Origin of the sequence: Mesorhizobium sp. J8, from assembly GCF_016591715.1 — a bacterium.
Taxonomy (GTDB): domain Bacteria; phylum Pseudomonadota; class Alphaproteobacteria; order Rhizobiales; family Rhizobiaceae; genus Mesorhizobium.
On sequence record NZ_AP024109.1, the window covers coordinates 2,727,431 to 2,748,479 of the forward strand.

The 21,049-nt window shown below is 63.2% G+C and carries 28 protein-coding genes and 1 pseudogene; 15 read left to right on the top strand and 14 right to left on the bottom strand.

The genetic code is table 11. The features are described from left to right. Positions 1–249 precede the first annotated feature (249 nt). Positions 250–657 carry a hypothetical protein gene (locus MJ8_RS12785; protein ID WP_201414700.1) on the top strand — a complete coding sequence of 136 codons (408 nt, stop codon included), beginning with the start codon at positions 250–252 and terminating at the stop codon, positions 655–657. Between the two features lie 271 nt (positions 658–928). Here the strand turns inward: MJ8_RS12785 and MJ8_RS12790 are convergent, their stop codons facing one another. Both MJ8_RS12790 and MJ8_RS12795 read right to left on the bottom strand, forming a co-directional pair. After that, complete coding sequence (locus MJ8_RS12790) at positions 929–1,276, bottom strand: exopolysaccharide production repressor protein (protein WP_225248238.1); 348 nt, start codon at positions 1,274–1,276, stop codon at positions 929–931. A gap of 265 nt (positions 1,277–1,541) precedes the next feature. Beyond that, positions 1,542–2,462, bottom strand: coding sequence for a DUF1236 domain-containing protein (locus tag MJ8_RS12795; protein ID WP_201414701.1), 921 nt, complete (start codon positions 2,460–2,462; stop codon positions 1,542–1,544). 251 nt (positions 2,463–2,713) lie between these two features. Between MJ8_RS12795 and MJ8_RS12800 the strand changes: the two genes are divergently transcribed. Further along, complete coding sequence (locus tag MJ8_RS12800; RefSeq protein ID WP_201414702.1) at positions 2,714–3,013, top strand: DUF1236 domain-containing protein; 300 nt, start codon at positions 2,714–2,716, stop codon at positions 3,011–3,013. A 218-nt stretch (positions 3,014–3,231) separates the two neighbouring features. Beyond that, positions 3,232–3,453 (top strand): hypothetical protein, encoded by a 222-nt coding sequence (locus tag MJ8_RS12805; RefSeq protein ID WP_201414703.1) that lies wholly within the window; start codon positions 3,232–3,234, stop codon positions 3,451–3,453. Between the two features lie 159 nt (positions 3,454–3,612). Here MJ8_RS12805 and MJ8_RS12810 read toward each other — a convergent pair whose 3' ends face one another. Beyond that, complete coding sequence (locus MJ8_RS12810) at positions 3,613–4,005, bottom strand: DUF982 domain-containing protein (RefSeq protein WP_225248239.1); 393 nt, start codon at positions 4,003–4,005, stop codon at positions 3,613–3,615. A gap of 171 nt (positions 4,006–4,176) precedes the next feature. Here MJ8_RS12810 and MJ8_RS12815 point away from each other — a divergent pair. From MJ8_RS12815 to MJ8_RS12825, 3 genes and pseudogenes are all read left to right on the top strand, one after another. Next, positions 4,177–4,475: pseudogene (locus tag MJ8_RS12815) on the top strand (DUF1236 domain-containing protein). 118 nt (positions 4,476–4,593) lie between these two features. Continuing rightward, positions 4,594–4,803, top strand: a complete 210-nt coding sequence (locus MJ8_RS12820) for a hypothetical protein (protein WP_201414704.1) — start codon at positions 4,594–4,596, stop codon at positions 4,801–4,803. Positions 4,804–4,912: 109 nt separating this feature from the next. Next, complete coding sequence (locus MJ8_RS12825) at positions 4,913–5,143, top strand: DUF2934 domain-containing protein (protein WP_201414705.1); 231 nt, start codon at positions 4,913–4,915, stop codon at positions 5,141–5,143. A gap of 142 nt (positions 5,144–5,285) precedes the next feature. Here the strand turns inward: MJ8_RS12825 and MJ8_RS12830 are convergent, their stop codons facing one another. The 3 genes from MJ8_RS12830 to MJ8_RS12840 all read right to left on the bottom strand — a co-directional run bounded on the left by MJ8_RS12830 (position 5,286) and on the right by MJ8_RS12840 (position 6,765). Continuing rightward, the gene (locus MJ8_RS12830) at positions 5,286–5,495 is read right to left on the bottom strand and encodes a hypothetical protein (protein ID WP_201414706.1); all 210 of its coding nucleotides are present in this window, start codon (positions 5,493–5,495) and stop codon (positions 5,286–5,288) included. Positions 5,496–5,650: 155 nt separating this feature from the next. Continuing rightward, a complete protein-coding gene (locus MJ8_RS12835) occupies positions 5,651–5,995 on the bottom strand; it encodes a hypothetical protein (protein ID WP_201414707.1) in 345 nt (114 codons plus the stop codon). 137 nt (positions 5,996–6,132) lie between these two features. Beyond that, positions 6,133–6,765 carry a helix-turn-helix transcriptional regulator gene (locus MJ8_RS12840; RefSeq protein ID WP_201414708.1) on the bottom strand — a complete coding sequence of 211 codons (633 nt, stop codon included), beginning with the start codon at positions 6,763–6,765 and terminating at the stop codon, positions 6,133–6,135. 202 nt (positions 6,766–6,967) lie between these two features. On the opposite strand from MJ8_RS12840, the gene MJ8_RS12845 reads away from it, so the two are divergent. From MJ8_RS12845 to MJ8_RS12865, 5 genes are all read left to right on the top strand, one after another. Next, a complete protein-coding gene (locus MJ8_RS12845) occupies positions 6,968–7,303 on the top strand; it encodes a hypothetical protein (protein WP_201414709.1) in 336 nt (111 codons plus the stop codon). Between the two features lie 98 nt (positions 7,304–7,401). Beyond that, positions 7,402–8,202: a GcrA cell cycle regulator gene (locus tag MJ8_RS12850; protein WP_201414710.1), complete on the top strand. Its 801-nt coding sequence runs from the start codon at positions 7,402–7,404 to the stop codon at positions 8,200–8,202. 180 nt (positions 8,203–8,382) lie between these two features. Continuing rightward, positions 8,383–8,979 carry a DUF6456 domain-containing protein gene (locus tag MJ8_RS12855; protein WP_201414711.1) on the top strand — a complete coding sequence of 199 codons (597 nt, stop codon included), beginning with the start codon at positions 8,383–8,385 and terminating at the stop codon, positions 8,977–8,979. A 273-nt stretch (positions 8,980–9,252) separates the two neighbouring features. Beyond that, the gene (locus tag MJ8_RS12860) at positions 9,253–9,483 is read left to right on the top strand and encodes a hypothetical protein (protein ID WP_201414712.1); all 231 of its coding nucleotides are present in this window, start codon (positions 9,253–9,255) and stop codon (positions 9,481–9,483) included. A 6-nt stretch (positions 9,484–9,489) separates the two neighbouring features. Next, positions 9,490–9,951, top strand: a complete 462-nt coding sequence (locus MJ8_RS12865; RefSeq protein WP_201414713.1) for an SEL1-like repeat protein — start codon at positions 9,490–9,492, stop codon at positions 9,949–9,951. On the opposite strand, the gene MJ8_RS12870 is transcribed toward MJ8_RS12865, so the two are convergent. From MJ8_RS12870 to MJ8_RS12885, 4 genes are all read right to left on the bottom strand, one after another. Continuing rightward, positions 9,952–11,229, bottom strand: a complete 1,278-nt coding sequence (locus MJ8_RS12870) for a DUF763 domain-containing protein (protein ID WP_201414714.1) — start codon at positions 11,227–11,229, stop codon at positions 9,952–9,954. 112 nt (positions 11,230–11,341) lie between these two features. Then, complete coding sequence (locus tag MJ8_RS12875; RefSeq protein ID WP_201414715.1) at positions 11,342–11,677, bottom strand: hypothetical protein; 336 nt, start codon at positions 11,675–11,677, stop codon at positions 11,342–11,344. A gap of 117 nt (positions 11,678–11,794) precedes the next feature. After that, positions 11,795–12,136 carry a hypothetical protein gene (locus tag MJ8_RS12880; protein WP_201414716.1) on the bottom strand — a complete coding sequence of 114 codons (342 nt, stop codon included), beginning with the start codon at positions 12,134–12,136 and terminating at the stop codon, positions 11,795–11,797. Positions 12,137–12,303: 167 nt separating this feature from the next. Next, on the bottom strand, positions 12,304–12,618 hold the full coding sequence (locus MJ8_RS12885) for a hypothetical protein (protein WP_201414717.1): 315 nt from the start codon (positions 12,616–12,618) through the stop codon (positions 12,304–12,306). A 232-nt stretch (positions 12,619–12,850) separates the two neighbouring features. On the opposite strand from MJ8_RS12885, the gene MJ8_RS12890 reads away from it, so the two are divergent. Beyond that, complete coding sequence (locus MJ8_RS12890; protein WP_201414718.1) at positions 12,851–14,869, top strand: AI-2E family transporter; 2,019 nt, start codon at positions 12,851–12,853, stop codon at positions 14,867–14,869. A gap of 351 nt (positions 14,870–15,220) precedes the next feature. Beyond that, entirely contained in the window at positions 15,221–15,574 is a 354-nt protein-coding gene (locus tag MJ8_RS12895; RefSeq protein ID WP_201414719.1) for a cupin domain-containing protein, read from the top strand. Between the two features lie 53 nt (positions 15,575–15,627). On the opposite strand, the gene MJ8_RS12900 is transcribed toward MJ8_RS12895, so the two are convergent. Both MJ8_RS12900 and MJ8_RS12905 read right to left on the bottom strand, forming a co-directional pair. Continuing rightward, complete coding sequence (locus tag MJ8_RS12900; protein ID WP_201414720.1) at positions 15,628–17,646, bottom strand: acyltransferase family protein; 2,019 nt, start codon at positions 17,644–17,646, stop codon at positions 15,628–15,630. A gap of 390 nt (positions 17,647–18,036) precedes the next feature. Beyond that, complete coding sequence (locus MJ8_RS12905; RefSeq protein ID WP_201414721.1) at positions 18,037–18,258, bottom strand: hypothetical protein; 222 nt, start codon at positions 18,256–18,258, stop codon at positions 18,037–18,039. 253 nt (positions 18,259–18,511) lie between these two features. Between MJ8_RS12905 and MJ8_RS12910 the strand changes: the two genes are divergently transcribed. After that, positions 18,512–19,447, top strand: a complete 936-nt coding sequence (locus MJ8_RS12910) for a hypothetical protein (RefSeq protein ID WP_201414722.1) — start codon at positions 18,512–18,514, stop codon at positions 19,445–19,447. 251 nt (positions 19,448–19,698) lie between these two features. Here the strand turns inward: MJ8_RS12910 and MJ8_RS12915 are convergent, their stop codons facing one another. Further along, complete coding sequence (locus tag MJ8_RS12915) at positions 19,699–19,998, bottom strand: hypothetical protein (protein ID WP_201414723.1); 300 nt, start codon at positions 19,996–19,998, stop codon at positions 19,699–19,701. A gap of 271 nt (positions 19,999–20,269) precedes the next feature. On the opposite strand from MJ8_RS12915, the gene MJ8_RS12920 reads away from it, so the two are divergent. Continuing rightward, positions 20,270–20,653: a hypothetical protein gene (locus MJ8_RS12920; RefSeq protein WP_201414724.1), complete on the top strand. Its 384-nt coding sequence runs from the start codon at positions 20,270–20,272 to the stop codon at positions 20,651–20,653. A 62-nt stretch (positions 20,654–20,715) separates the two neighbouring features. Here MJ8_RS12920 and MJ8_RS12925 read toward each other — a convergent pair whose 3' ends face one another. Beyond that, positions 20,716–20,943: a hypothetical protein gene (locus tag MJ8_RS12925; RefSeq protein WP_201414725.1), complete on the bottom strand. Its 228-nt coding sequence runs from the start codon at positions 20,941–20,943 to the stop codon at positions 20,716–20,718. Between the last annotated feature and the right edge of the window lie 106 nt (positions 20,944–21,049).

Sequence of the window (21,049 nt, forward strand, 5' to 3'; positions counted from 1 at the left end):
ATCCGGCATTCTGCTACGTTAGCTATGTTTGAAATTCAGGTGGCAACCTGGATGGGAGCCGATCTCAAGCCCGGCTCCCTTTTGGCTCGCCTCGAAAGGGGCGAGCCATTTTTTGGCGGAACTCCGCTCGCCTACCTCGCGGCTTTCGCCCGAAAGCGGCACCGACTTAGGTGCGCCATGGCTAATATGGCTTGCAAGATGTAGACTTGGCAGAGTCGGGTTTTACAGAGGCATTGGGAGGACAGCAAAATGCCACGGGTTTCGGAGCTTTTCTTCAAGACGGCCATCGTCTTTCTCATCCTGGGCATCGCCGCCGGGCTGCAGATGGCGATTTCGGGTGATCACGGCGCCTTCCCGGCGCATGCTCACATCAACCTTCTTGGCTGGGTCACCAGCGCCATCTTCGGCGGCTATTATGCGCTCAACCCAGCCAAGGCGGAACGCCGCATCGCCATGATCCATTACGGCCTCTACACGGTCGGCCTCGTCATCATGCTGCCTGCGCTCTACTGGATGCTGGCGGCAGGCCATCCGGAGATCGAGCCGGTCGTGGCGATAGGCTCGCTGATCGTTGCCGCTGCAGTGCTGGTCTTTGGCTTCGTCGTCTTCTCGTCGCCGGAGACGGTTCGCTCGGCCTCACCAGCTACCGCGCGCTAGGCTAGCTGGGGAACCGGGCACGGATTCAGGCGGGCGGGCTCCAACCCCGATCAAGGAAGAGCCGGGGTTGGTTGCGCCCGTGGTAACCCGTTGAAGGCGGCCCGCCGGCACAGATGCGAAATTTGATTGCGCCCGAACGCCGAGGCGTAGCTTGGCTGCTGCATTTTCGAGCAGAGGAATGCACCATGTCGGGCCATTGCACCGCGGCCACCTTTCCAAAAAAGGAAGCCGATGGTTTCGCGGCTCGTCCGCGAAATGCCACGCAAAGCGATCAGGGAAGCAATTTCGGGAACAGCCGCAAGATGAGGGCGTGAACGATGCCGTCGCGTTCGAACGGGCCGGGAATCTTCACAGGCGCCGAGCTTGCATCCGTCTTGCCTTCGTCGGTCACGCGGGTTTCGCCATGCACGAGCCAGAGCACGGCCACGAAATAGCCGGCCTGCAGAACCACGGCCGCCAGGAATGTCCAACCGATCGCCATCCAGACGGATCCCGTGGACATGAAGGTCCAGCCGAGGATGACCAGAAGCGTTGCCACCATTCCCACAAGAAACTGCGGAAAATACATTTGCCCAATCGAGCGCCGCGACCACGTTCGGCCATCGGCGATCTCGCCCATGTCTCTACCCATCTCGACCCATGCACCTTTTCCAGGTGGACCGCAAGCTTGAACGACCTACCGGCTGGCCCGTCGCCCTTTCGTCCGACCCTGGATAGGACGACAGATGCAGGACCTCCGTTGAAACAACCGGGAATTGCGTCGATCGTTCCCAGGCGGCTGCATCTGATGCGCATGTACAAGCGGATGCCGGCGTGTTCGGGTGTCTCCCCACGTAAGAAAGGCCCGCCAGCTAGGCGGGCCCTTGTCAGCTAAGCTGGCCGGATCAGCTCAGGACCACTACGATCTTGTAGGTGTCCGGGTCGACGATGACGATGCGTCCATCGGCCAACACGAAATACTCATAGTTCTCATAGGCCGGAACGATCTTGACGATACGGGCCGGCAGACGATGCAGACGCACCTTGTGGCGCGGCACCTCGACGCCGACCGAGACGTCGAAGCTGACGTCGCGAACCGGCTCGACATGGGTCTCATGAATGACCTGCGTGATCTGTGTCTTCTGCTCCACCGTCACGTTGTTGATCGAGGCCGTCTTGTTCTGGTCTGTCTCGACATTGGTGTTGCCCTGGGCATTCTGCTCGGTCTGCATCTTGGTATTGCCCTGAGCATTCTGCTCGGTGGTTGTGCCGGTCTTGCCCTGCGCGTTCTGCTGGGTCTGCATCTTGGTATTGCCGCCCTGAGCATTCTGCTCAGTGGTGCCAGTCTTACCCTGCGCCTGCTGATCGGTCTGGGTCTTGGTCTTGTTCTGGGCATTCTGCTCGGTCGTGCCGGTCTTGCCCTGGGCGTTCTGCTCAGTCTGCATCTTGGTGTTGCCCTGAGCGTTCTGCTCCGTGGTGCCGGTCTTGCCCTGTGCCTGTTTCTTCTTCAGCTGTGTATTGTCCTGGGCGTTTTGATCGGTACCGGTGCCGGTCTGACCCTGGGCCTGCTCGTCGGTCTTCATCTTGGCCTTGCCCTGGGCCTGCTCTTCGGTGTTGGCGCCGGCCTTGCCCTGGGCGTTCATCTCGGTTTTCGATTTCATCTCGCCCTGCGCCTGCCCGCCGGCCTTGCCGCCCTTCTGGCAATCGGCCGTGCCGGCCGCGCAATTGTTGTCGCCGCCGCTCGGCTGTGCGGATTCGGTTTGCGCCATCGCGGCGCCGCAACCGACGCCGAGCGCGATCATGCTCGTGATAAGCAGGTGTTTCATTGGATTTCTCCTCGGAAAGTTCGGTCCCTTCGCTGAGAAAACCCCGCCCGAAAAGCATTGTTCCGAAATTGTTGCGACGGCGGAGAGGACCATTTCGCGGAACTCGGCGAGAGTAACTTTGCCGGTGCCGACCCAAAATTTTGCAGGAACAACGCTGGTCGATTGACGTTACGACACTGCCGACCCGCTGTGGAAAATCGCAGGCGCAGCATCAAGGCGATTTGGTCCAATCCACATAGGAGAGACGAACAATGAAAATGCACTTCACCTCCGCCGCCGCCGGCTTGCTGCTTCTTGCCGGCATTGGCGCGGCTGCCGCGCAGGATGTCGTCATCGCGCCGGAGCAGGAAACGGTTATCAAGGAATACGTGCATAAGCAGCCACTGGCTTCGGTCGAGGTCCCCGGCGTCAAGCTCAGCGTCGGCAGCACGCTTCCCGACACGGTCGAACTGCACGAGGTTCCCAATGTGAAATACCGGTATGTTGTCGTCGACAACCAGACGGTTATCGTCGATCCCGGTACACGCAAGATCGTCAAGGTGCTCGATTAATCGATAACGCGCCGAATCGGATGGCTCGTCGCCGGTTCTGGCGGCGGGCCATTAACCGATTATTATTTTGTTACCATGTGCTAACGGAACCTTCCCGTTGCGCCTGAGTTAGCGGCTCTGGGTCCACGCTGTCTCATAGACAACACAAATCAATGGCAGCGTGAGGATTCGGGCGGTGGCGAACGGATATGGGCGGGTCGAGGAGGAGTTTGACGAACATGTCGAAACGAGAAGTCGGAACATCCCGTTCCCTCGGGATGCGCGTCGCCGATCTCAAAGCCAGGATGCGGGACGCCCGGATTACCGAGCATGAGATGAAGGCCTTTCAGAAAGTCGCGGCCATTATGGGAGGTGGCGAGGGCTCCCTACGCATTGAGGCGGATGATCTAATCGCCGCGTCCTTCGTCACCGAGGCGCCGGGCGAATCGACGCCGACCTGACAGCGGCCATCAGCACCGAAATCCAACTCAGGGGCGCGCGACCGCCACCCGGCGAGGCGGCGGTCCGCAGGCGTATGGTTTGTGGTGTCACACAACCGACGACGTTTCACTCATTCGATGGTCTCAAGAACGTCTTGGCCCGCCTCGTCTGGCGAAGGTCTATCCAGGCACGTGTCGGTTCTGCGCCCGGCTTTCGCGCGCCCGGCTGCGCCGGATCTTTGCTTCGCGTAGCATCACGACCGGATCGGCGCCGGTCCACTCGATCCCCGCCTTCTTCGCAAAGATGAGGAATGCCTGCCGCGCTTTGTCGAGATCGATCTCTCCGCCCCGCGCCGCCTCGCAGGCGCGCAAGGCCATCACATAGCTCTCGTCGCGCTCTGCCGGCGGCCACTCCTTGAGAAAATTCTGCATCGCCGTCAGCGAAGTGATCTGGCGCTTGAAACCGGCGCCGACGGCGATCGCCACCGGGGTTCGAAGTTCGATGTCGCTTCTGATGGAACCTTTTTGCATGCACCGCCGCCCTATGGATTTCAAAGTATTGGGAAGTTTCAATGCCTTCCAATGCTCGGCCGATGCAAAGGTTCCGCCAAATCAATTAGTCGCCGCTGACGGAACAACACCTTGCCGAGGGCGTTTGCCCCGGGAGCTCCAACGTTCGACCTGCCGGTGTTTCCGCTCTCGCGGAGGCAGGGTGGAGTTCGCTAACGCAACAGGAGAGAAACGATGAAAACCACCCTCATTCCAGCTGTCGCCGGCGTGGCACTGATGGCCGGTATCGGCATAGCGGCCGCGGACGAGGTGATCGTCACCCCGAGCAGCAGACCGTGGTCAAGGAGTATGTCCACAAGCACCCGATCGCCTCGGTCAACGTGCTTGGTCTTGAGCTCGGCGTCGGCTCGACCGTGCCGGACACGGTCGAACTGCAGGAGGTTCCGGACGTGAAGTACCGGTATGCGGTCGTCAACGACCACACGGTGCTGATCGATCCCGGCACGCGCCGCGTTGTTCAGGTGATCCAGTAATACCTGACCCTCAAGAGCCCGATCCTCGCACTGAAGGATCGGGCTCTTCTCGCATCCGGGCTTACCGCATAGAATGGGTAGCGGTTTGGGAGGCAACGAAGCGGAAGGAGTCGTTGCCATGCATCATCCACACGTCGAATCGCCTGACATCGCACGCCAAGTCGACAAGCTGCTGGCCGAGCATAGGACCGGCCTGCTGTCGATGCGGGAGGCCATTTCCCTGCTGCGCCAACGCACGGGAACCGACCGCTCTGACGCGGATTTGGCCGGACTGATTACAAAGAAGGCAGCGCATCTGGGTGTCGCGGTGGTCGTCGACGGACGCTGAGCGAAATTGCCTTCAAACTCGCTCGCCTCCATGTGTGATAGCGAAGACGCCGCGCGAAAATTCGGCTAATATTCGCGCCGGGGAACCGTCCCAACATCAGGAGGCGACAGTGACGGACGACAGGCACGAACGCATTCGCCAGCGGGCGCACGAGATTTGGGAGCAGGCCGGCCGGCCTGAAGGCGCGCATCTCGAGCACTGGGACCGGGCGACCGCCGAGATCGATGCGGCGGGCAAGACGAAGGCGAAGGGTCCGACGAAGGCCTCCGCCAAGGTCGAGAAGGCCAAAGCCAAGGCTCCCGTCAAGGCAAAGGCGCCCAAACCGAAGGCCAAGGCCTGATCTCCGGCGGCCGCGCCGCCGCGAAGCCTCATTCGATCCGCGGAAGGTGAAGGGCGGTTGTGTCGCGCCCTTCCATTCCTGACAGTCGATTTGCGGCGACCTGTATCGGCAGCGCGGGGCTGCGGTTCAGCTGGTAGGGAGGCTATCGCCTCCCTTGCTTTCCGGCGTATCGCGCGACTGCGCACAGGAAAGCCAGCGCGGCCGTGTCGCAGGCGGCCCGCGATGGCGACGGACCCTTGGCGAAAAGGACCGCGTCCGCGACGGGGATGGTCAGGCCGTGCTTCCGGGCGAATGAGGTGACTTCGTAGGGTTGATCGTCGGGCTGTGCGCCGATGTCGATGTGCTGGTCCATCAAAACGAATTCCTCCCTGGTGTGCGGCTTTACCCTCCTTCGCCCGAGAGGAATTAACCACCGGCCGTTCTTGCGCGTCCACCAATTGGCAATTGTGTGAAACGATGCATTTTTCGGTGGGTGGCCTGAAGGGTTGTAGCGGTGCGATTGGCTGGTCACCAGGCCTCGCTCGATCGGGCAAACCTTACCCCCGCCGCGATCATCGCGCTTTCACATTCGCTGATCAGCCTCAGATTGCGCGAATACCGCGCCACCGTCTCCGGCAGCCAGGCCGCGCAAGCTTCGACATAGGCGCGGCCATGCACCAGCGTGCCGGTCGAAAGCCGCTCGTCCTTCTCGGCGATCACTTTCAGATATTGCCGGATGAAGCGGATGTCGTCGGCGATGTCCTGGCTAGCCATGCGCCAGGCGCCGGCGAGACGCTCGCGCTCGGCGAGCGGCAGTGGCGACAGCAAGGGGCGGGAGAGGTCGGCGAAAGCGGCATGGTTTGCGGTGTCCAAGCAAGTCCCCTCAAAAGAAGGGAGTATCGTACTTTATGTACGAAAAGCAATCAAGCACGATTCGTACAATTTGAACGATGGCGGTTGCAGGCACAAATTGCGGTGCCGCGCAGGTTTCCTCATGGAGGGAGGCTGGCTCACATATCGATCATCGACCGCTTTACCCGCCCGATGATGGTGATCGCCCCCTCCAGCTCCGGCGGTGGAATGTCGAGATAGGAGGCCGGCTGGAATGGCGGGTTGTCGTTCGGGCGATAGCGCTTGTAGGTGGCGCGTCCGGTTTCGTCGGCGATCACGTAGCAGCCATTAGTCACCAGCCGCTTGTCGCGCAAATTGACGAAGATGATCGAATCCGGCGGGGAGATCTTGTTCATCGACGGACCGTCGACGCGGAGCGCGATCCATTCGCCTTCCTCGAGGTCGGCGGCGGGGATGGTCGGATAGTCGGAGAGGTTGACGACGCTGTCCTGGCTGCCGAGCTCGCCGGCGCTGATCCAGGACACGATCGGCACGTCGACGGTGACGGGCGAGGAGACGAGGCTGACCGGCGCCGCCTCCGCGCCGTCGGCATTGAACAAGAGCCAGCCGGGGTCGACGCCGAACAGCCGGCCGTATTTCTCGGCAGCTTTCCGCGACAATGGCCTGTTGCCGTTCTCGTGGCTGATCAGCGTGTTCTTGTTGATGTCGCGCAAGGCGCGGGCCGCATCGCTGGGCGAGGCATAGCCGGCCTGGGCGCGCGCCTGCTGCAATCTGTGCCGGGAATCCATCATCGTACAAAATGCCTGAAAATAATCGTCCAAAGTGTACGATTTCGCTTGCGCGTATTTCGTACATAACGTACGCTTAGCGCATGAATGAGCATCCCGCAAGCATTTCCGCACTGCCCGTGATTCCGGCGCCCATGAGCCTCCCGGGGCTTGTCGATTCCCGGCGGAGCATCGGCGCCTTAGCCGCCGAGCAAGGGGAGGCGGCATGAACGACGCGCCCCTGTCTTTGCAATTCGAACGGTCTTCCCTGTTCGAATCGCCTGTCGAATTCCAATCGCCCGGACCATCCTCCTCCCCGGTCCGGGCGCGTTCCGGGGCATTTGCCCCGGGTCCGGTCGAACCGCCCGCACCCCGGTTCACCGGAAAGGCCGGAGCCGCTCCTCCCCCGGCTCCGGCCCCCAATCCGGGCACAAGCTGCATCCGCACCGAGGACGGCACCGTCATCCTGTTCGACAGGGTGACCGGCCGTGCGGTGTCCGGGCTCACCCGCACCGCCGCCGAGGCCGCGCTCCTTCGCTTGAGCGCTCCAGGCGGCGACTGACCTTCAACGCCTTCGCCGACCTGACCATCAAACGGCCTGACGGCCGAACCCTGGCGCTTGGCCTGAAACCCGGCGCTTCGCAATCAATGGAATGAGACATGGCCGCTGCCTACACCGAAAAGGAAATCGGCGAGATCGCCGCCTTGCTGAAAGAGGGGCTTTCGGCTTCGCGCATCGCCGGCCGCTTCAGCGCGCTGCGCGGCGCTCCGGTCTCGCGCAGCGCCATCATCGGCATCGTCCACCGCAATGCCGGCTTAAGCGCCATTGGCTTCGCCAATCCCAAAGGCGGCCGCGCCGGCGGCAGACCGAGGAAGCACGCGCGGCACGATCGTCCTGGCCGGCGGGGCAGCGCGATAGCTGGAGGGATGACGCTTTCGGAGCCGGCGGCGCTTTCCAGATATGTCGAATTGGTGGAAGGCGCCAGCACGGAGGCTGCCAATCTCCCTTCTTGCGGGGGAGATGCCCGGGAGGGCAGAGGCCGGCCCGCTGGCGCCGCGGTCCATGGCGTTCCCTTTGAGCCGGGCGATGTCACCGCCGGCGCCCTCCTCAAGGCCAAAAAGCCCAAAACCCGCAAAACCGCCCGCACGCTTCCGCCCGCCTGGCTCGCCCCAAGCGCCCACCAAAAATCCGAAGCGCATCTTTACAAACTCCCGGCGCCGCCTCCGGCGAAAAACCCCGGCCGCCAGCCGCATGTGGCGGCGATGCGCTTCCTCGACTGCCTGTTCGGCCGCTGCCGCGCGCCGCTTGATCTGGCGTTGCGCGAGGATGCCGAAGCCGATCCCGTCGGCGTGCGCCCGGGACCGAACATGCTCTGCTGCGGCCTTCCGACGTCGGCCACCCGCTCCTACTGTGCGCATCACCATGCAAGGTTCCACGGCCAGCGTGGGAGAGGGGGGTGAGAGGCGTCTCGGCAAGATCAAGGTTCCTCGCCTCATGAAGTGGGAGAGGGCTCGGCGAAGCCCGAGACGGAGAGGGGAGCGCCCTGCGAAGGCCCCCGCTCCGTCCGCTTCGCGGACACCGTTTTTGGCCGGGCGAGGAACCCAGTTCTGACACGTCTCCCCAACCCTAAGGACCGCACCATGCCCCGGAAATCCGCCAAGAAACCGCAGCCGCCAAAGCTCCCCAAGGGCGAGGCAGAGCAGGTGCGCATCCGCCGCGAAATCGGCCATGATTTTGCGCTGAAGGAGGACCGCTTCGGTCGCCAGCGGCTGACCCCCGGCACGGCCGAGGCGCGACGCGTCTACGAAGTGTCGAATGGCGGCTACACTTCCACCGGTGGCGTCGTGCGCCTGCGCAATGTCGATCCGCTCACCGGCATCACCTCGCTGACGCGCCAGCAGCGCGAGGCCGGCCAGCGCTTTCGCGACGATTTCGAGCGCGCCGCCCGCCACGGCCTGCAGCCGCAATCCTGGAGCGAGCGCGTTGACGCCAGCCGCGTGGGCGGCGGCGTCCCCGACCGCGTCCTCTCAGCCGGCCGCGCCCACGCCCACGCCGCAGCCGCGCTCGCGCATTGGGAGGTGGCGGAGGTGGTGCGCAAAACCTGCCTCGAAGGCCAGTCGGTGAAGGCCATCGCGGAACGCAGCGCCGAGGGGAGGGATGTGGTGGTGAAGCTGCTGAAGGTCGGGCTCGATTTGCTGGCGGTGCACTATGGGATGATGGGGAGGAAGGTGGGGTGAGGAGTGCCCTCGCTGTTAAGCGCTGCGATGGCTATAGACGACCTGCACAAGCAGGGATTCATTTAGAATAGAAGCAACAGAATATTATGGGCGCTGGTGTCGTCGGATGGGTTATGCTTGATCTATCGGGGCATGAGTCCAAAGTGCCCGTCGACGTCAATACACCGCCAGATATGTTCCTTGGTTGCTTCTCAAGGTTCTGTCTCTGCCTGAAGGTTATTCGCGGCCATGATCACCCACCTGTCAAGCTAACGGCCATTCCTGAGGAATTCAATGAATTACCCCGATGGAATCCTTGCTCGACTCGGCGACCAAATCTTCGTCTGGGAAGGAAATGAAGGCGTCGTGGTCTGCTCCATGGATACCGACGAATATTCCGAGGAGTATCCCAAGGAAGCCTTCGGCTATCTGGAACGCGGGATCATGGTCCTGTCCGAAAAGGCGGGGCTGATTCACTATGTGGAACCTGAAGCCAGCATGCGGCTGCTCGAGAGGAGGAGATGAAGGTCCATGACCAGGCTGATTGCTCGGCTCCTGATAAGCCTGGTCGTAGTGGCGGCAATCGGCGCGGGCTTGCTGCTGCTGCGAAATAGTCGGATGGATAGCGGCGTGCAAGCGCTGAAGCGGGAAGACGGCACCGCTGCATTGGAGAGCCTGAAACCGCTGGCGCAACTCGGGGATAGAACTGCCCAGATGCTCGTGGGGTCAATCTACGCCTACGGATGGGGCGGAGTTCGCAAGAATGATACTGACGCGATTTACTGGTTCCGTCGCCTTGGCTCGGCGGGCCCGCTGGTTGCCGAGGAGGGCGCCGATCCCGCAGCGCCTTACCAGCTTATGGTGGCAAAGGCCTATGCCGCCGGTGCGGACGGGGTGAGGGCCGATGCCGGCGAAAGTTCGAAGTGGCTGAAACTGGCCGCGGAAGCTGGAAGCAAGGAGGCGGCCGTATCGCTCTCCCAATCTCAGCATTGATCAACGAAATCCCTTTGCGCCGTCTCGCTCGTCTGCTTCGTTTCTCTGAGGCTTCCCCTCCCACCCAAACACGCTCCTGCCCCCCAGCAGATGCGACTGGTCCATCTCGCCGGCGACGATCTCCTTCAGGCTCGGCCCCGTGACATACCTCTCCATCCGGCGTGACTCCCCGTCCAGCCGCCTCAGCGCCTCCAGTTCCTCGTTCCGTCCGAGCTTCGCCTTCCCCACCGCCGATTTCAGCACCGAGATTGTCTCGTCATAGACTTTCAGCGGCACGGGGAAGGGGTGGCGGTCCTTGCCGCCATGGGCTAGCGAGAAGCGGGCCGGGTCGGAGAAGCGGTAGGGCGCGCCGTGCACCACTTCCGAGACCATGGCTAGAGCACGCACCGTGCGCGGGCCGACGCCGGGGACCAGGAGCAGTTCGGGGAAATCCTTCGGCCCGCTTTCGATCGCGGACGCGATATTGCCGTGCAGGCGGCGCATGACGATGTCGCTCTCGCGCACGTCGTGATGCGCCGGCATGACGAGGTTGGGTAAGAACGGCTGCGCGGCGGGCTCCGGCTCAGGCTGCGGCTCCAGCACGGCAAGCTCGCTCAGGATCTTTTCCGGGCTCATTGTCTTGAGCAACTCAATCTGGCTTCCACGCGCCTTTTCGGCGCGACGGTCGGTGAGGTTGACGATCTCGCCTTGCGTCTCGCCCTCGATCGCCGCATGCGGCTGATCGACGAAGCTTTTGAGCCCCCCCGACAGCCAGTGATAGCGGCGCGCCTGGCGGGCGTCGCCGTTCATGCCCTGCTGCACCACCACCCAGCGCCCGTCATCGGCGACGATGAAGCCGTGCAGGTAGAGGTCGTAGCCGTCCTGCACGGCGGCGCTGTCCACCTTGGCCACCAGCCGGCTGGCGGTGGCGAGAGCCTCGCCGTCCAGGCCGACGCGGTCGCCGATCGCCAGCAGCTCGCCCGGCGTCTTGCGCGAATGCGCGCCGCGCCCGCCGCAGACATGGATGCCGAGCTCGCTGGCCATTGGGTTCAGCCCGCGCTTCAGCGCACCGATGACGGAAGTGGTGATGCCGGAGGAATGCCAGTCCATGCCCATTACGGCGCCAAAGGACTGGAACCAGAAGGGATGCGCAAGCCGCCGCAGAAGCTCGTCGCGGCCGTAATGGTGGATGATCGCTTCGCACAGCACCGCGCCGAGCTTCGTCATGCGCTCGCCCAGCCATTTCGGGACCCGCCCGCCATGCAGCGGCAGGTCGGCGCTGCCGCTTCGCTGCGTCAAGGATGTCTCCGTGGATGCCGGAGAGTTAGATGGCACTTTGGTGGGAATTTGCAAGGCGAAAGCGATCTCCCCACGAAGAGGAGATCGCCCAGTCCGCCAGTCGCATCACCCGTTAATATCGGTAATAATACCCGTGATGATGCCTGTGGTGGTACCGGTGCGGATAGACGTAGTAATGTCTGTAATACCGATGGTACCGGTAATGCGGATAGCGGACCACGTAGCCGGGATAATAGTCATCATAGTAACGCGGGCCGTAATAGCGGCCGCCGTAATCGTCGAACGGGCCGCCTCCGTAGAACGGGCCACCGTAGAACGGGCCACCGTAGAACGGATACCCGCCAAACGGACCGATGCCGAGGCCGAAAAATCCTTGTGCATCTGCCGGCGCGACCGTGGCCACTGCCGACGCGACGGCGATTGCGGAGGCAAGTAGAAGCTTTTTCATGGCAACCTCCTCCTGAAGGTTCGCACGGATAACGCTTGACGAGCCGAAAAGCTGCTTAACGGCCAAAGCCCAGCGCGAAAATCGCCGGAATTCTGCCTGCCCCCGCGACGGATGCGGCTAGCCGCACACGCGCACCTGCCGCATGAATCTGTGGTCATGGCTGCGGGTTCTCAAGATTTCGATCCGGCAATGGCGGCGGGCGTGCACGACACTCGGCGGGGCGACATAGCTGCTGCTATCATTGCCGTAGGCTGGGCCGTAGCCGGGCCCGTCGTCCAGATAGGAGCCGCCCCAATAGGAGCCGTAGACCGGAGCGGAGCCGTAGCTGTCGTAAAAATCGCCGAACGGGCCGTAGTCGAAATAGCTGCCGCCGAGGAATACATTGCCCGCATCCGCCGGCGTGATGATGGCTGCTGTCGAGGCCACGGCGAACATCGAGGCAAACAGGAACTTTTTCATGGAGACCTCCTGAAGGTTCGCCCATGATAACGTGCGGCACACCGAAAAATTGCGCCGCCACGCACAATCAGCAATATTTGAAGGCTTCGTGAGCGCTTCGTCCGCGCTCATGCCGGGACGACAGCGCGGAGCGGGCGAAAGCCGTTCCGCGCCATCCAAGCGGACGATTAGTAGCCGCCGTAGCCGTTACCGCACACGCGCACTTCCTCCACCACGCGATGGTGGTGGCGCCAGTGAGTTATCAGTTCCGTGTGGCAACGATGGCGGTGATGATAGCGCACCACGTAGCCGCCATTGTCGTAATCGTCATTGTAGACGTGGCGATAATAGCGGTGCGGGTAGTATCCGCCATAATCGTTGTAATAGCCGTCGTCATAGCCCGGGCCCACGCCGATACCGAGTTGCACGCTGGCCGCGCTGGCCGGCGCGATCGCGAACGCCGAGGCGATGGCGATCATCGAAGCAAGCAGAAGCTTTCTCATCGCTGCCTCCTATGTTGGACGCCCCTTCGAGAGAATAAACGGCTTCGCGCGCCGGGTGTTCCCGACAACGCTTCGGTTAAGCCGTCCCCGGAGACGGATGGCAGCTACCCCATGACATCAGGTCTTCGCGTCAATTGTTAGAAAATGTGCAACTGTTGGACATTCTCGCGCGTTGCACGCCGGCGAAATATTGCCGATCATCCGACCATCGTGGGACAAGCCGGAGCTCGAAGTGGCAGCCAATCGTCGTAACGGAGCAGCTGCGTCGGAGCCGGCGCTGGCGAACCTGCTTGCAGCTTCCCGGGGCCATCCGCGCACGGCTCTGCCGACAGTGGCGAGCGTTGTCATCACGGTCGCCGCGCTTTACTTCGGGCGCGAGGTGTTCCTGCCGATCGCTGTCGCGGTGCTCCTGACCTTTGCCATCGCCCCGGTCGTTTCATGGCTGAAGCGCGTCGGCATTCCCCGTCTTGCCGCGGTCATTGCCAGCGTCGCCGGCGCCTTCGCCGCACTTTCGCTGTTCTCCTTCGTCGTCGCCACCCAGGTGAGCGACCTCGCGCAGAATATTCCTATCTACCAGATCAACATCCTGACCAAGGTCCGCGCGCTGAAAGAGAACGGCCTCGGCGGCGGCATCATCTCGCGCCTCAGCGGCGTCATCGAACGTGTCGGCCAGGAAATTGACCGCCAGGAGCCGCAGCTGCCCTCTGCCGCGCAAACGCCGAAGCGCGAGCCGATCCCCGTCGAGGTCGTCTCGCACCAAAAACCGCTCGAGGTGCTGCAGAACCTGATTGAGCCACTGATCAGCCCGCTGGGCTCGGCCGGCCTCGTCGTCATCGTCGTCATCTTCATGCTGATGGAACGGGAGGATCTGCGCGATCGCTTCATCAGGCTGGTCGGCTATGGCGATCTCCACCGCACCACACAGGCGCTCCAGGATGCCGGCAAGCGCGTCGGTCAGTATCTTCTGATGCAATTGGTGGTGAACACCATCTATGCCGTGCCCATCACGGTGGGGCTTTGGGTGCTGGGCATTCCCAACGCTTTGCTGTGGGGCCTGTTGGCGCTGGCGCTGCGCTTTGTCCCCTATATCGGTCCGATCATCGGTGCGCTGCTGCCGTTGTTCCTTGCCTTGGCGGTGGCGCCGGGCTGGTCGCTGCTTTTGTGGACCGCCGCGCTTTTCATCGTCGTGGAGCTCATCACCGGCAATGTCATAGAGCCCTGGCTTTATGGCTCGCACACCGGGCTATCGCCCTTGGCCATCATCGTGGCGGCGATCTTCTGGACCTGGCTGTGGGGGCCGATCGGCCTGGTGCTATCGACGCCGCTCACCGTCTGCCTTGTGGTGCTCGGCCGGCATGTGCCGCAGTTCGAGTTCCTCGACGTGCTGTTCGGCAACGAGCCAGTGCTGGAGCCGCATGCCAGGCTCTATCAGCGGCTGCTGGCCGGCGATCCGGACGAGGCGACCGATCATGCCGAGGAGATGCTGGAGGACAAGTACTTGTTCGAATTCTACGGCAAGGTAGCCATCCCGGCGCTGCTGCTCGGCGAGCAGGACCGGGAGCGCGGCGTCATGGATGATGAGCAGCGCCGGCAGGTCGCCGACAGCGCCATGACGCTGGTCGCCAATCTCGACGACAGCGCCCAGCAGGAGGCCGAGGAGGAGGACGAGAGCGAGCAGGCGGCCGCTGCCGACGAGAAAGCAGCCGACGAGAAGACCGGCGAGAAAAGCTCTGGCGAGGCCAAGTCTGCCGAGGAGGGCGCGGAGGAGGAGATCGATCTGCCCGACGGTTCGGGCATCGCCGTTCTCTGCGCCGGCGGGCGAGGCGAGCTCGACGATGCCGCCGCCGCGATGCTGGCGCAGGTGCTGGAGGTGCAGGGCGCTTCGGCGTCTAAGACGAGCTTCACGGAACTCCAACCGTTGGCGATCCGCCGCCTCGACCTCGAAACCATCGATGCCGTCGTGATCGGCTTCCTCAATCGTCAATCCACCCGCCACGCGCGCTTCATGGTCCGTCGGCTGAAGCGCATCAAGCCGAAACTTCGGGTGGGCATCGTGTTCTGGTCGGAAGTCGGCAATGGTGATACCGAGACCGCAGCAGAACTGGCCACCACCCTTAACGCCGACTTCGTGGCCTTCGGTATGGTCGACGCGGTGGCCGGAGCGCTTTCCAGAAAGACGGCAATCATGCTCAAGGCCGGCCACCGGCGCAGGCAGCCGGCGCGCAGGAAGCGGTTGCAAGCCGCGGAGTAAGGGCGGGGCGCCTGCCAGTCGGCATGTGGGAAAGAAAACTCGCCGGGCCTGACCCTGATGCCCAAAGCCCACAGGCCCGGCGAGATTTAAACCTGATCCCCCGATCAGGACCGGCGGGAGGACACCGGCAATCTCTTCTTAGCAGGGCGGATGCCAGTCCCGAAACGGGACAGCGATGCTCGATCCCGCAGGCGCTGTCGAATGTCTGTTAAGTGTTGCCAATGTGCTGCAGCCCGTCGCCGCATTAAACCCGTCGCCACCTCGTTTACTGTTGTCGCATCGCCGCGTGCAACGCGTGTTGTCATCGGCTATGCCATCGCCTGCCAATCCCGGCGAAACCAGGAGCCTTCGATGACCAGACCAACCATTTTCAAATTCGGCCCCGTCGAGCATGCCGATGGCGGTGATCTGCCGGGCTGGATCGCGGTCGAGGGCTCGCCCACCATGCAGACGGCGGTCCAGCACACCAGCGACGACGGCAAGATCATGTCGGGCACCTGGCGCGCGTCCGTCGGCACCTACCACGCCACCTACACCGACTATGAATTCGTCCATATGATCGCCGGCCGCATCATCATCACCCCCGATGGCGGCGAGCCTGTCGAGGTCGGTCCCGGCGATGCCTTCGTCGTCGAGGCTGATTTCAAGGGGACCTGGAAGATCCTCGAGCCGGTGATCAAGCATTTTGTGGTCGTGGTGGGGTGAGGACACTGAAGCTGCTGATCTCCCCAAGGAGGCCACGAGGGAGATTGGCAGCTTCACCGCCCCACCTTCGAAATCACTCTTTTCTCCACCTCCGGCTCCAGCGATTCGGCAAACGGTGTCGCCATGTGGTGCTGGTCGCGGAAGGCGAGCTTGCCGTCGATGATGGCGTGGCAGGTGGTGGCGCTGCAGAAGCGATCGGTGAGGTCGACATACGAAGCGTTGGGGATGCTGTCGACGATGTCGCGCTCGACCGCGGCCATTCGGTCGTTGGCGGCATAGGCCCGCGTCTGATCGCAGCGCAAGGGCGTTTCGTTCCGCCACAGCGCCCGCGCCACGCAGGTACCGACATTGGCGTTGTTGAACGGCACGTCGCGGATGAAGGCGACCTTGAGGCCGGCCCAGCTCAGGCTGGTGAGAGTCGAGCGAAGGCCCGCACGCCAGTCGGCGTCCTGGCTGTCCGTGTCGCCTGCGCGGCCAGCCATCTTGCGTCCGCTGGTCAGCGCCATCTCCGAGATGACCACCAGCGCCGGCCTTGCCCCAATGATCTCCTTGATCGCCTGCTCGCGCCAGCGGTCGCATTCCGAATAGGCGCGCTTGAGCTCGGACGACCAGACGCTGATGCGCGAGGCACGGCAGGAATTCTTCAGCCAGGTCACCACCCGATAGCCGTTTTTGCGGCCCGCCTCGATCAGCGGTGTCGACCAGTGGTCGGCGTGGGAATCGCCGAAGAGAGCGATGACGCGCTGTCCGTCGCCGAACACGCAAGGCGTCGGCGTCACGCTCTGGTAGTCCTGTACGCAGCCGGCTTTGGCTCGGGCTGTGGACGGTTCGGCGGCGCTCGCGGCGATGGTGCGCTGTTCCGCATCGAGGTCATGCACGGCGAGTCTAGCATTGCCATAGGCGGCTGCGACGCCGGTGCCGGTCAGGAGGAGGGCCGGCACCAGCGCCCGCGCCGCATTGGCCATCAGCCAGCCGTTGCGACGGATCGGGTTTTCGATGGCGTAGTAGCTGAGGGCGGACAGCGCCAGCGTCAGCGCAAGGCAAGAGAGCCGCCCGGCGGGCGTCAGTTCCGGCGCCAGCATGCCGGCATAGACGATGACCGGCCAATGCCAGAGATAGATCGAATAGGAGAGCTTGCCGGTCCATTGCAAAGGCGGCAGCGCCAGGGCGGCATTGACCCAATTCGGCTCGTAATTGGGTGAATAGCCGTCCCTGGCGCCGGCCGCTCCCGCCTTGAGCAGAAGGACCGTGCCGGCGACAGGCAGAAGCGCCAGAAAGCCGGGGAAGGGAGCGTCCTCGCTGAAGGTGAGATAAGCGGCCCCGATCATCGCCAGGCCGGCCAGGCTCAACGCCCGCCCCAGCAGCGGACGCTCCTGCAAAAGCCGCGCCGGCACCATCGATGCGAGGCCGCCGGCGGCAAATTCCCACGCGCGCAGCGGCGAGAAGTAGAAGGCCCAGGGCTGCGAGACGCTCGTCAGCCAGGCGCAGAGGATAAAGGAGACGAGGCCGACGACGCCGATGGCAACGATGATGGCGCGCTTGCCGGGTTTCATCCAGGCGGCCAGCATCAAGAGCGCCGGCCAGGCCAGATAGAATTGCTCCTCGACGGACAGCGACCAGTAATGGATGAACGGGTTCGATGTGGCGTCGTTGGCGAAATAGTCGAACGACCAGCGGATCAGCCACAGATTGATCATATAGGCCGAAGCGAACATCGCGCCCTTGGAATAGAGCGCCTGCTCCTCCGGCGACAGGATGACCGCGCCCGCGGCAAGCGTCGCGGCGATGACGAAAAGCGCCGCCGGCAACAGTCGCCGCGCGCGCCGGGCATAGAAACGCAACAGATCGAGTCGGCCGGTGTCGGAGATCTCGGCGACGAGATGGCGGGTGATCAGGTAGCCCGAGATGGCGAAGAAGATGTCGACCCCGGCAAAGCCGCCGGGCAGCGCGGTCAGGCCGAAATGGAACGCGACCACGCCCGCCACGGCCAGCGCCCGTAGCCCTTCTATGTCGGGTCGGAAATCCTGCGCCGATGCTGACACGAATACGAACCTCGCAACGTTCGGTCGCATCCCGCCTGCGGCAAAGCCTCGTCCCTATGCTCTAATATCGCAATGCAACAAATCTAACGCAGTGCAACATAAGGGGAGATGAAGCGCCTCCAATCATCATCTCACCCTCGATCTCGATTCGCCCGCCATTCGTCACGAACGGGTGTGACTGCCGGAAGCCTTGCCCGCGCGGACCGTGGCCTTGCGATCCGCGCGGGAAGGCGCCGCCCCCGCCGGCGGCGCCAAGCCCCCAGCCCTCGGGCTGGCCGGTAGCCATCGGCACGGCCCTCCGGCCGCGGGTCGTTTCCGCCGATCCCGGATGGTGAACCGGCTATGGGTCCGCCGCGGTGGCTACCTTTTGTCTTATGCGGTTGCGGACCAAAACCGCCGAGCGTGGTTTCCGCAATTGCTCTAAAAATGAAGGTCCAGCGGCTGCGGATAGGCTTGGCCCGGGTCGGTGTCCTTCGACGTCAGCCCCTCCGGGGGCACGATGCCGCCGGTGGCCGTCTGGTCGAGCGGCGGCCGGTTTTTCTCGTGGCCGGTCTTTGTCTCGGTCAGCGGGATCTTTGTTTTGGCCTCGGCGGCTTGCGACAGCGCAAGCGCCATGACAAGCGCGGATAGAACGAGTTTCATGACAGCTCCCCTGTATTCGTCCCGAATGCATTCATCCCGAAGCGACCCTAGCGCCGGTCGCCAGGCCGCAAAGACGACGCGCGTGGAACTCGGTGGAATTCTTTGGATTTCCTGCGACATTAGGGAGTGGAAATAAGCCTGGCGGGCAATGCAGACTGTTTGCCGGCGTGCTGAATGAGATCGTGGTCAATTCGTCTATCCCCGCCAGATGCCGAAATGGGCTGGCGGCGAACGACGTTCAGGGGCTTGTGGCATGGCGCAGCATATCGCGCAAAAATTGAGGCTGACTTCGGCCGTGCTGGGTGCGGTGACCCGCAAGGATCTTGCGGCGGCGTTCCGCGCCGTCAATCCCAGAACGGCATTCGATCTCGGCCGCGCCGACAAATGGCTGCAGGGGCGGGCTCATCCGCGCGAGCTCAGCGTCTATGAGGATTGGGCAAAGCTGCTGCAACTGGAGCAGCCCGGCGCGTGGATCGCCGAAAGCGATCTGCCGAGCTTCACCGCCGCCGTCTGCGCCCGTCACGGCATGGACCGCGGCGCGCTCGAACGGCTCGCCGCGCAACAGTTCGAGGCAGCCTCCGCGCATGACGACCGCGCCCAGAGCATCGCGCTGATCGGAAGCTATGCCTGCTATTCGCGCGCCTGGTCGCCCTACTATCGCGGTCAGCTTATCAAGGGCAGCCTGTCGATCGAAGGGGGGCCGGGTGTGCACGGTCTCACCGCCCATTACCGCGAGGCCTTGCCAACCGGCCAGCTCGTCCTGGGTGGCCCCGTGACGCCCGCGAAGCGCGGCTTGTACATCCATGTCAGGGAGGTCGGCGGCGATGCCCAGTTCTTCTTCAGCCTGTTCCCCCAGTCACAACCGGGCAGCGTGCTCGGCGGCTATATGTGCGGTACAGCCATCATCGGCCCGGAGGCGCAGCCCTCATTTACCAGGATCCTCATGGTGCGCCTGCGCGATCCGGTGCCCGGTGCCGCCGCATGGGGAGGATATCTGCTTGCGCAGGGATCGATCGCCGCCGACCTTGCGGCGCTCGGCATAGCTATCGAGCATCCGGAGGCTGTCGACGGGCTGGTCGGCCGGTTCCTGGGAGCCGACGGCGTGGGCGACATCGGCCAGATCCCGCCGGCCGAGTTCCGCGCCATCCTTGACGTGTTCGACCGCCACTGGCTGCGGCAGGCTGGCTAACCGGGGAACTGTCGCAAGCTGTCGGAGAACGGCATCGGATGTTGCCGGCCAGCTCCAGCCCGTACGCTTTCGGTTGCAGTCGACCCCTCAGCGCGCGTCGATCACGCAAATGTTCTTTGACGGGAACCCGTTCGCGCCCCGTGTTGCGGGCGTGAAATTGGGCTAAGGGATTATCCGTGAAGAAGACTTACGAGAAGCCGGTGCTGTCGAAACGCGACAAGCTGTCGAGCGTCGTCGCTGGCGCCCTCACTTCAAACATCAAGCCTTAACATCGGCTTACATAAACCGGCTGGTGCGCTCATCGGCTCGCCCGGTTGTTCGGCGGCAGTTGGCGGGGGCCAGATTTGGCTCCGCTTGACGCGGCGGATGCGGGGCATAGTTGCTGTCCCGGTCTCATCGTCGACCGGGTCGAGGCAGCCGATGAAGAAGCCATATTGCAAACCGACGCTAGCCAGACGTGACAAGCTTTCGGCGACGACCGCAGCCACGCCGGCCTCCGGCTTCACGTTCTGAGATTGTTCAGAACGCACGTCTAGGCTCGACTGGTTCAAGGCAAGTTGTGCTTAAGCTGGGAGCCTTGCCGGCCAGGAGCGGGCGGTACACTGCGCAGGTGCCCGCCCGTCCGGCGCCGCCGCCAAGCTGCTGAAACCCCGTCCGTCCCCAACAGCAACGGTCATGGCGTGACCAGTGGTTGCGGAGTGCCATTGGCGCGGGGTCCTGTCAACGCCGCCGGCGCGCGGCCCGGGAGCGTCCTTTTAGCCGCCTTCTTGTGCTTGAAGCACGCTTTGCGGCCATGTCGGAACCAAGGCGGAGATCCGCGAAATGGCGGAATTCCGGGCTTTTCCGATATCCGACAGGCCGCGCCGCACATATATGCTTATCCGCTTGAATAGGCTGATTTTTCGCCGGCGGGCACGCCTTTTCGACCCCGACTTTTTTTGGGTGCAATTCGGCAGTGCAGCATCGGTGCCGGCGGCGACGGGTTCCCCGAAGAGAGCGGCATTGGAGGGCATCTGTGAGCCGTTTCATGATCCGCTCATGAAAGACGTGATAGAGTGCCGCCAGCGAATGGGGGAAGTTGCGATGGCCAATCGGTTGTTCGACGTTCTTGCCAGACGGCGGTCATGGCTGGATCGGGTCGCATTGGGGCTGCTTGTCTTCCTGGCGACCTTGGTCGCGGCGCTGATGGGCGGCGCCGGCGCCTAACGCATCGACTGAATCCGTTCAGAGCGACGCGCGTCAAGCACCACTGAGCAAAAGCGGTCGGTCTATTCTCTTTGTCCGATCGCCTTGAATTCGAAGATCGCGGGCCTGAGCCTCACTGGCCGCGGCCGCTCGGTGAGGTCGACGACACGGACCCACCTGTCGGCGCCGCCGCGCAAGGTGACTTTCCGGCCAAGCGCTTTCTCAGCCGCCTCGAAAGGTGTCTTGGCTTCCGCTGAATGGACCGCCACAACGGCCTCGCCGTCCATTTCTTCGACGCGATAGGTTTTCATGCGCGTCTCCAGGGCGTCCGCCGTTCGCTTCCTGCGCGAGCGACTATATATATTAGAGGTGTCAAATAAAGGGCAAGGCGCCCAGGTCCTGCCATCTTCCGATCGA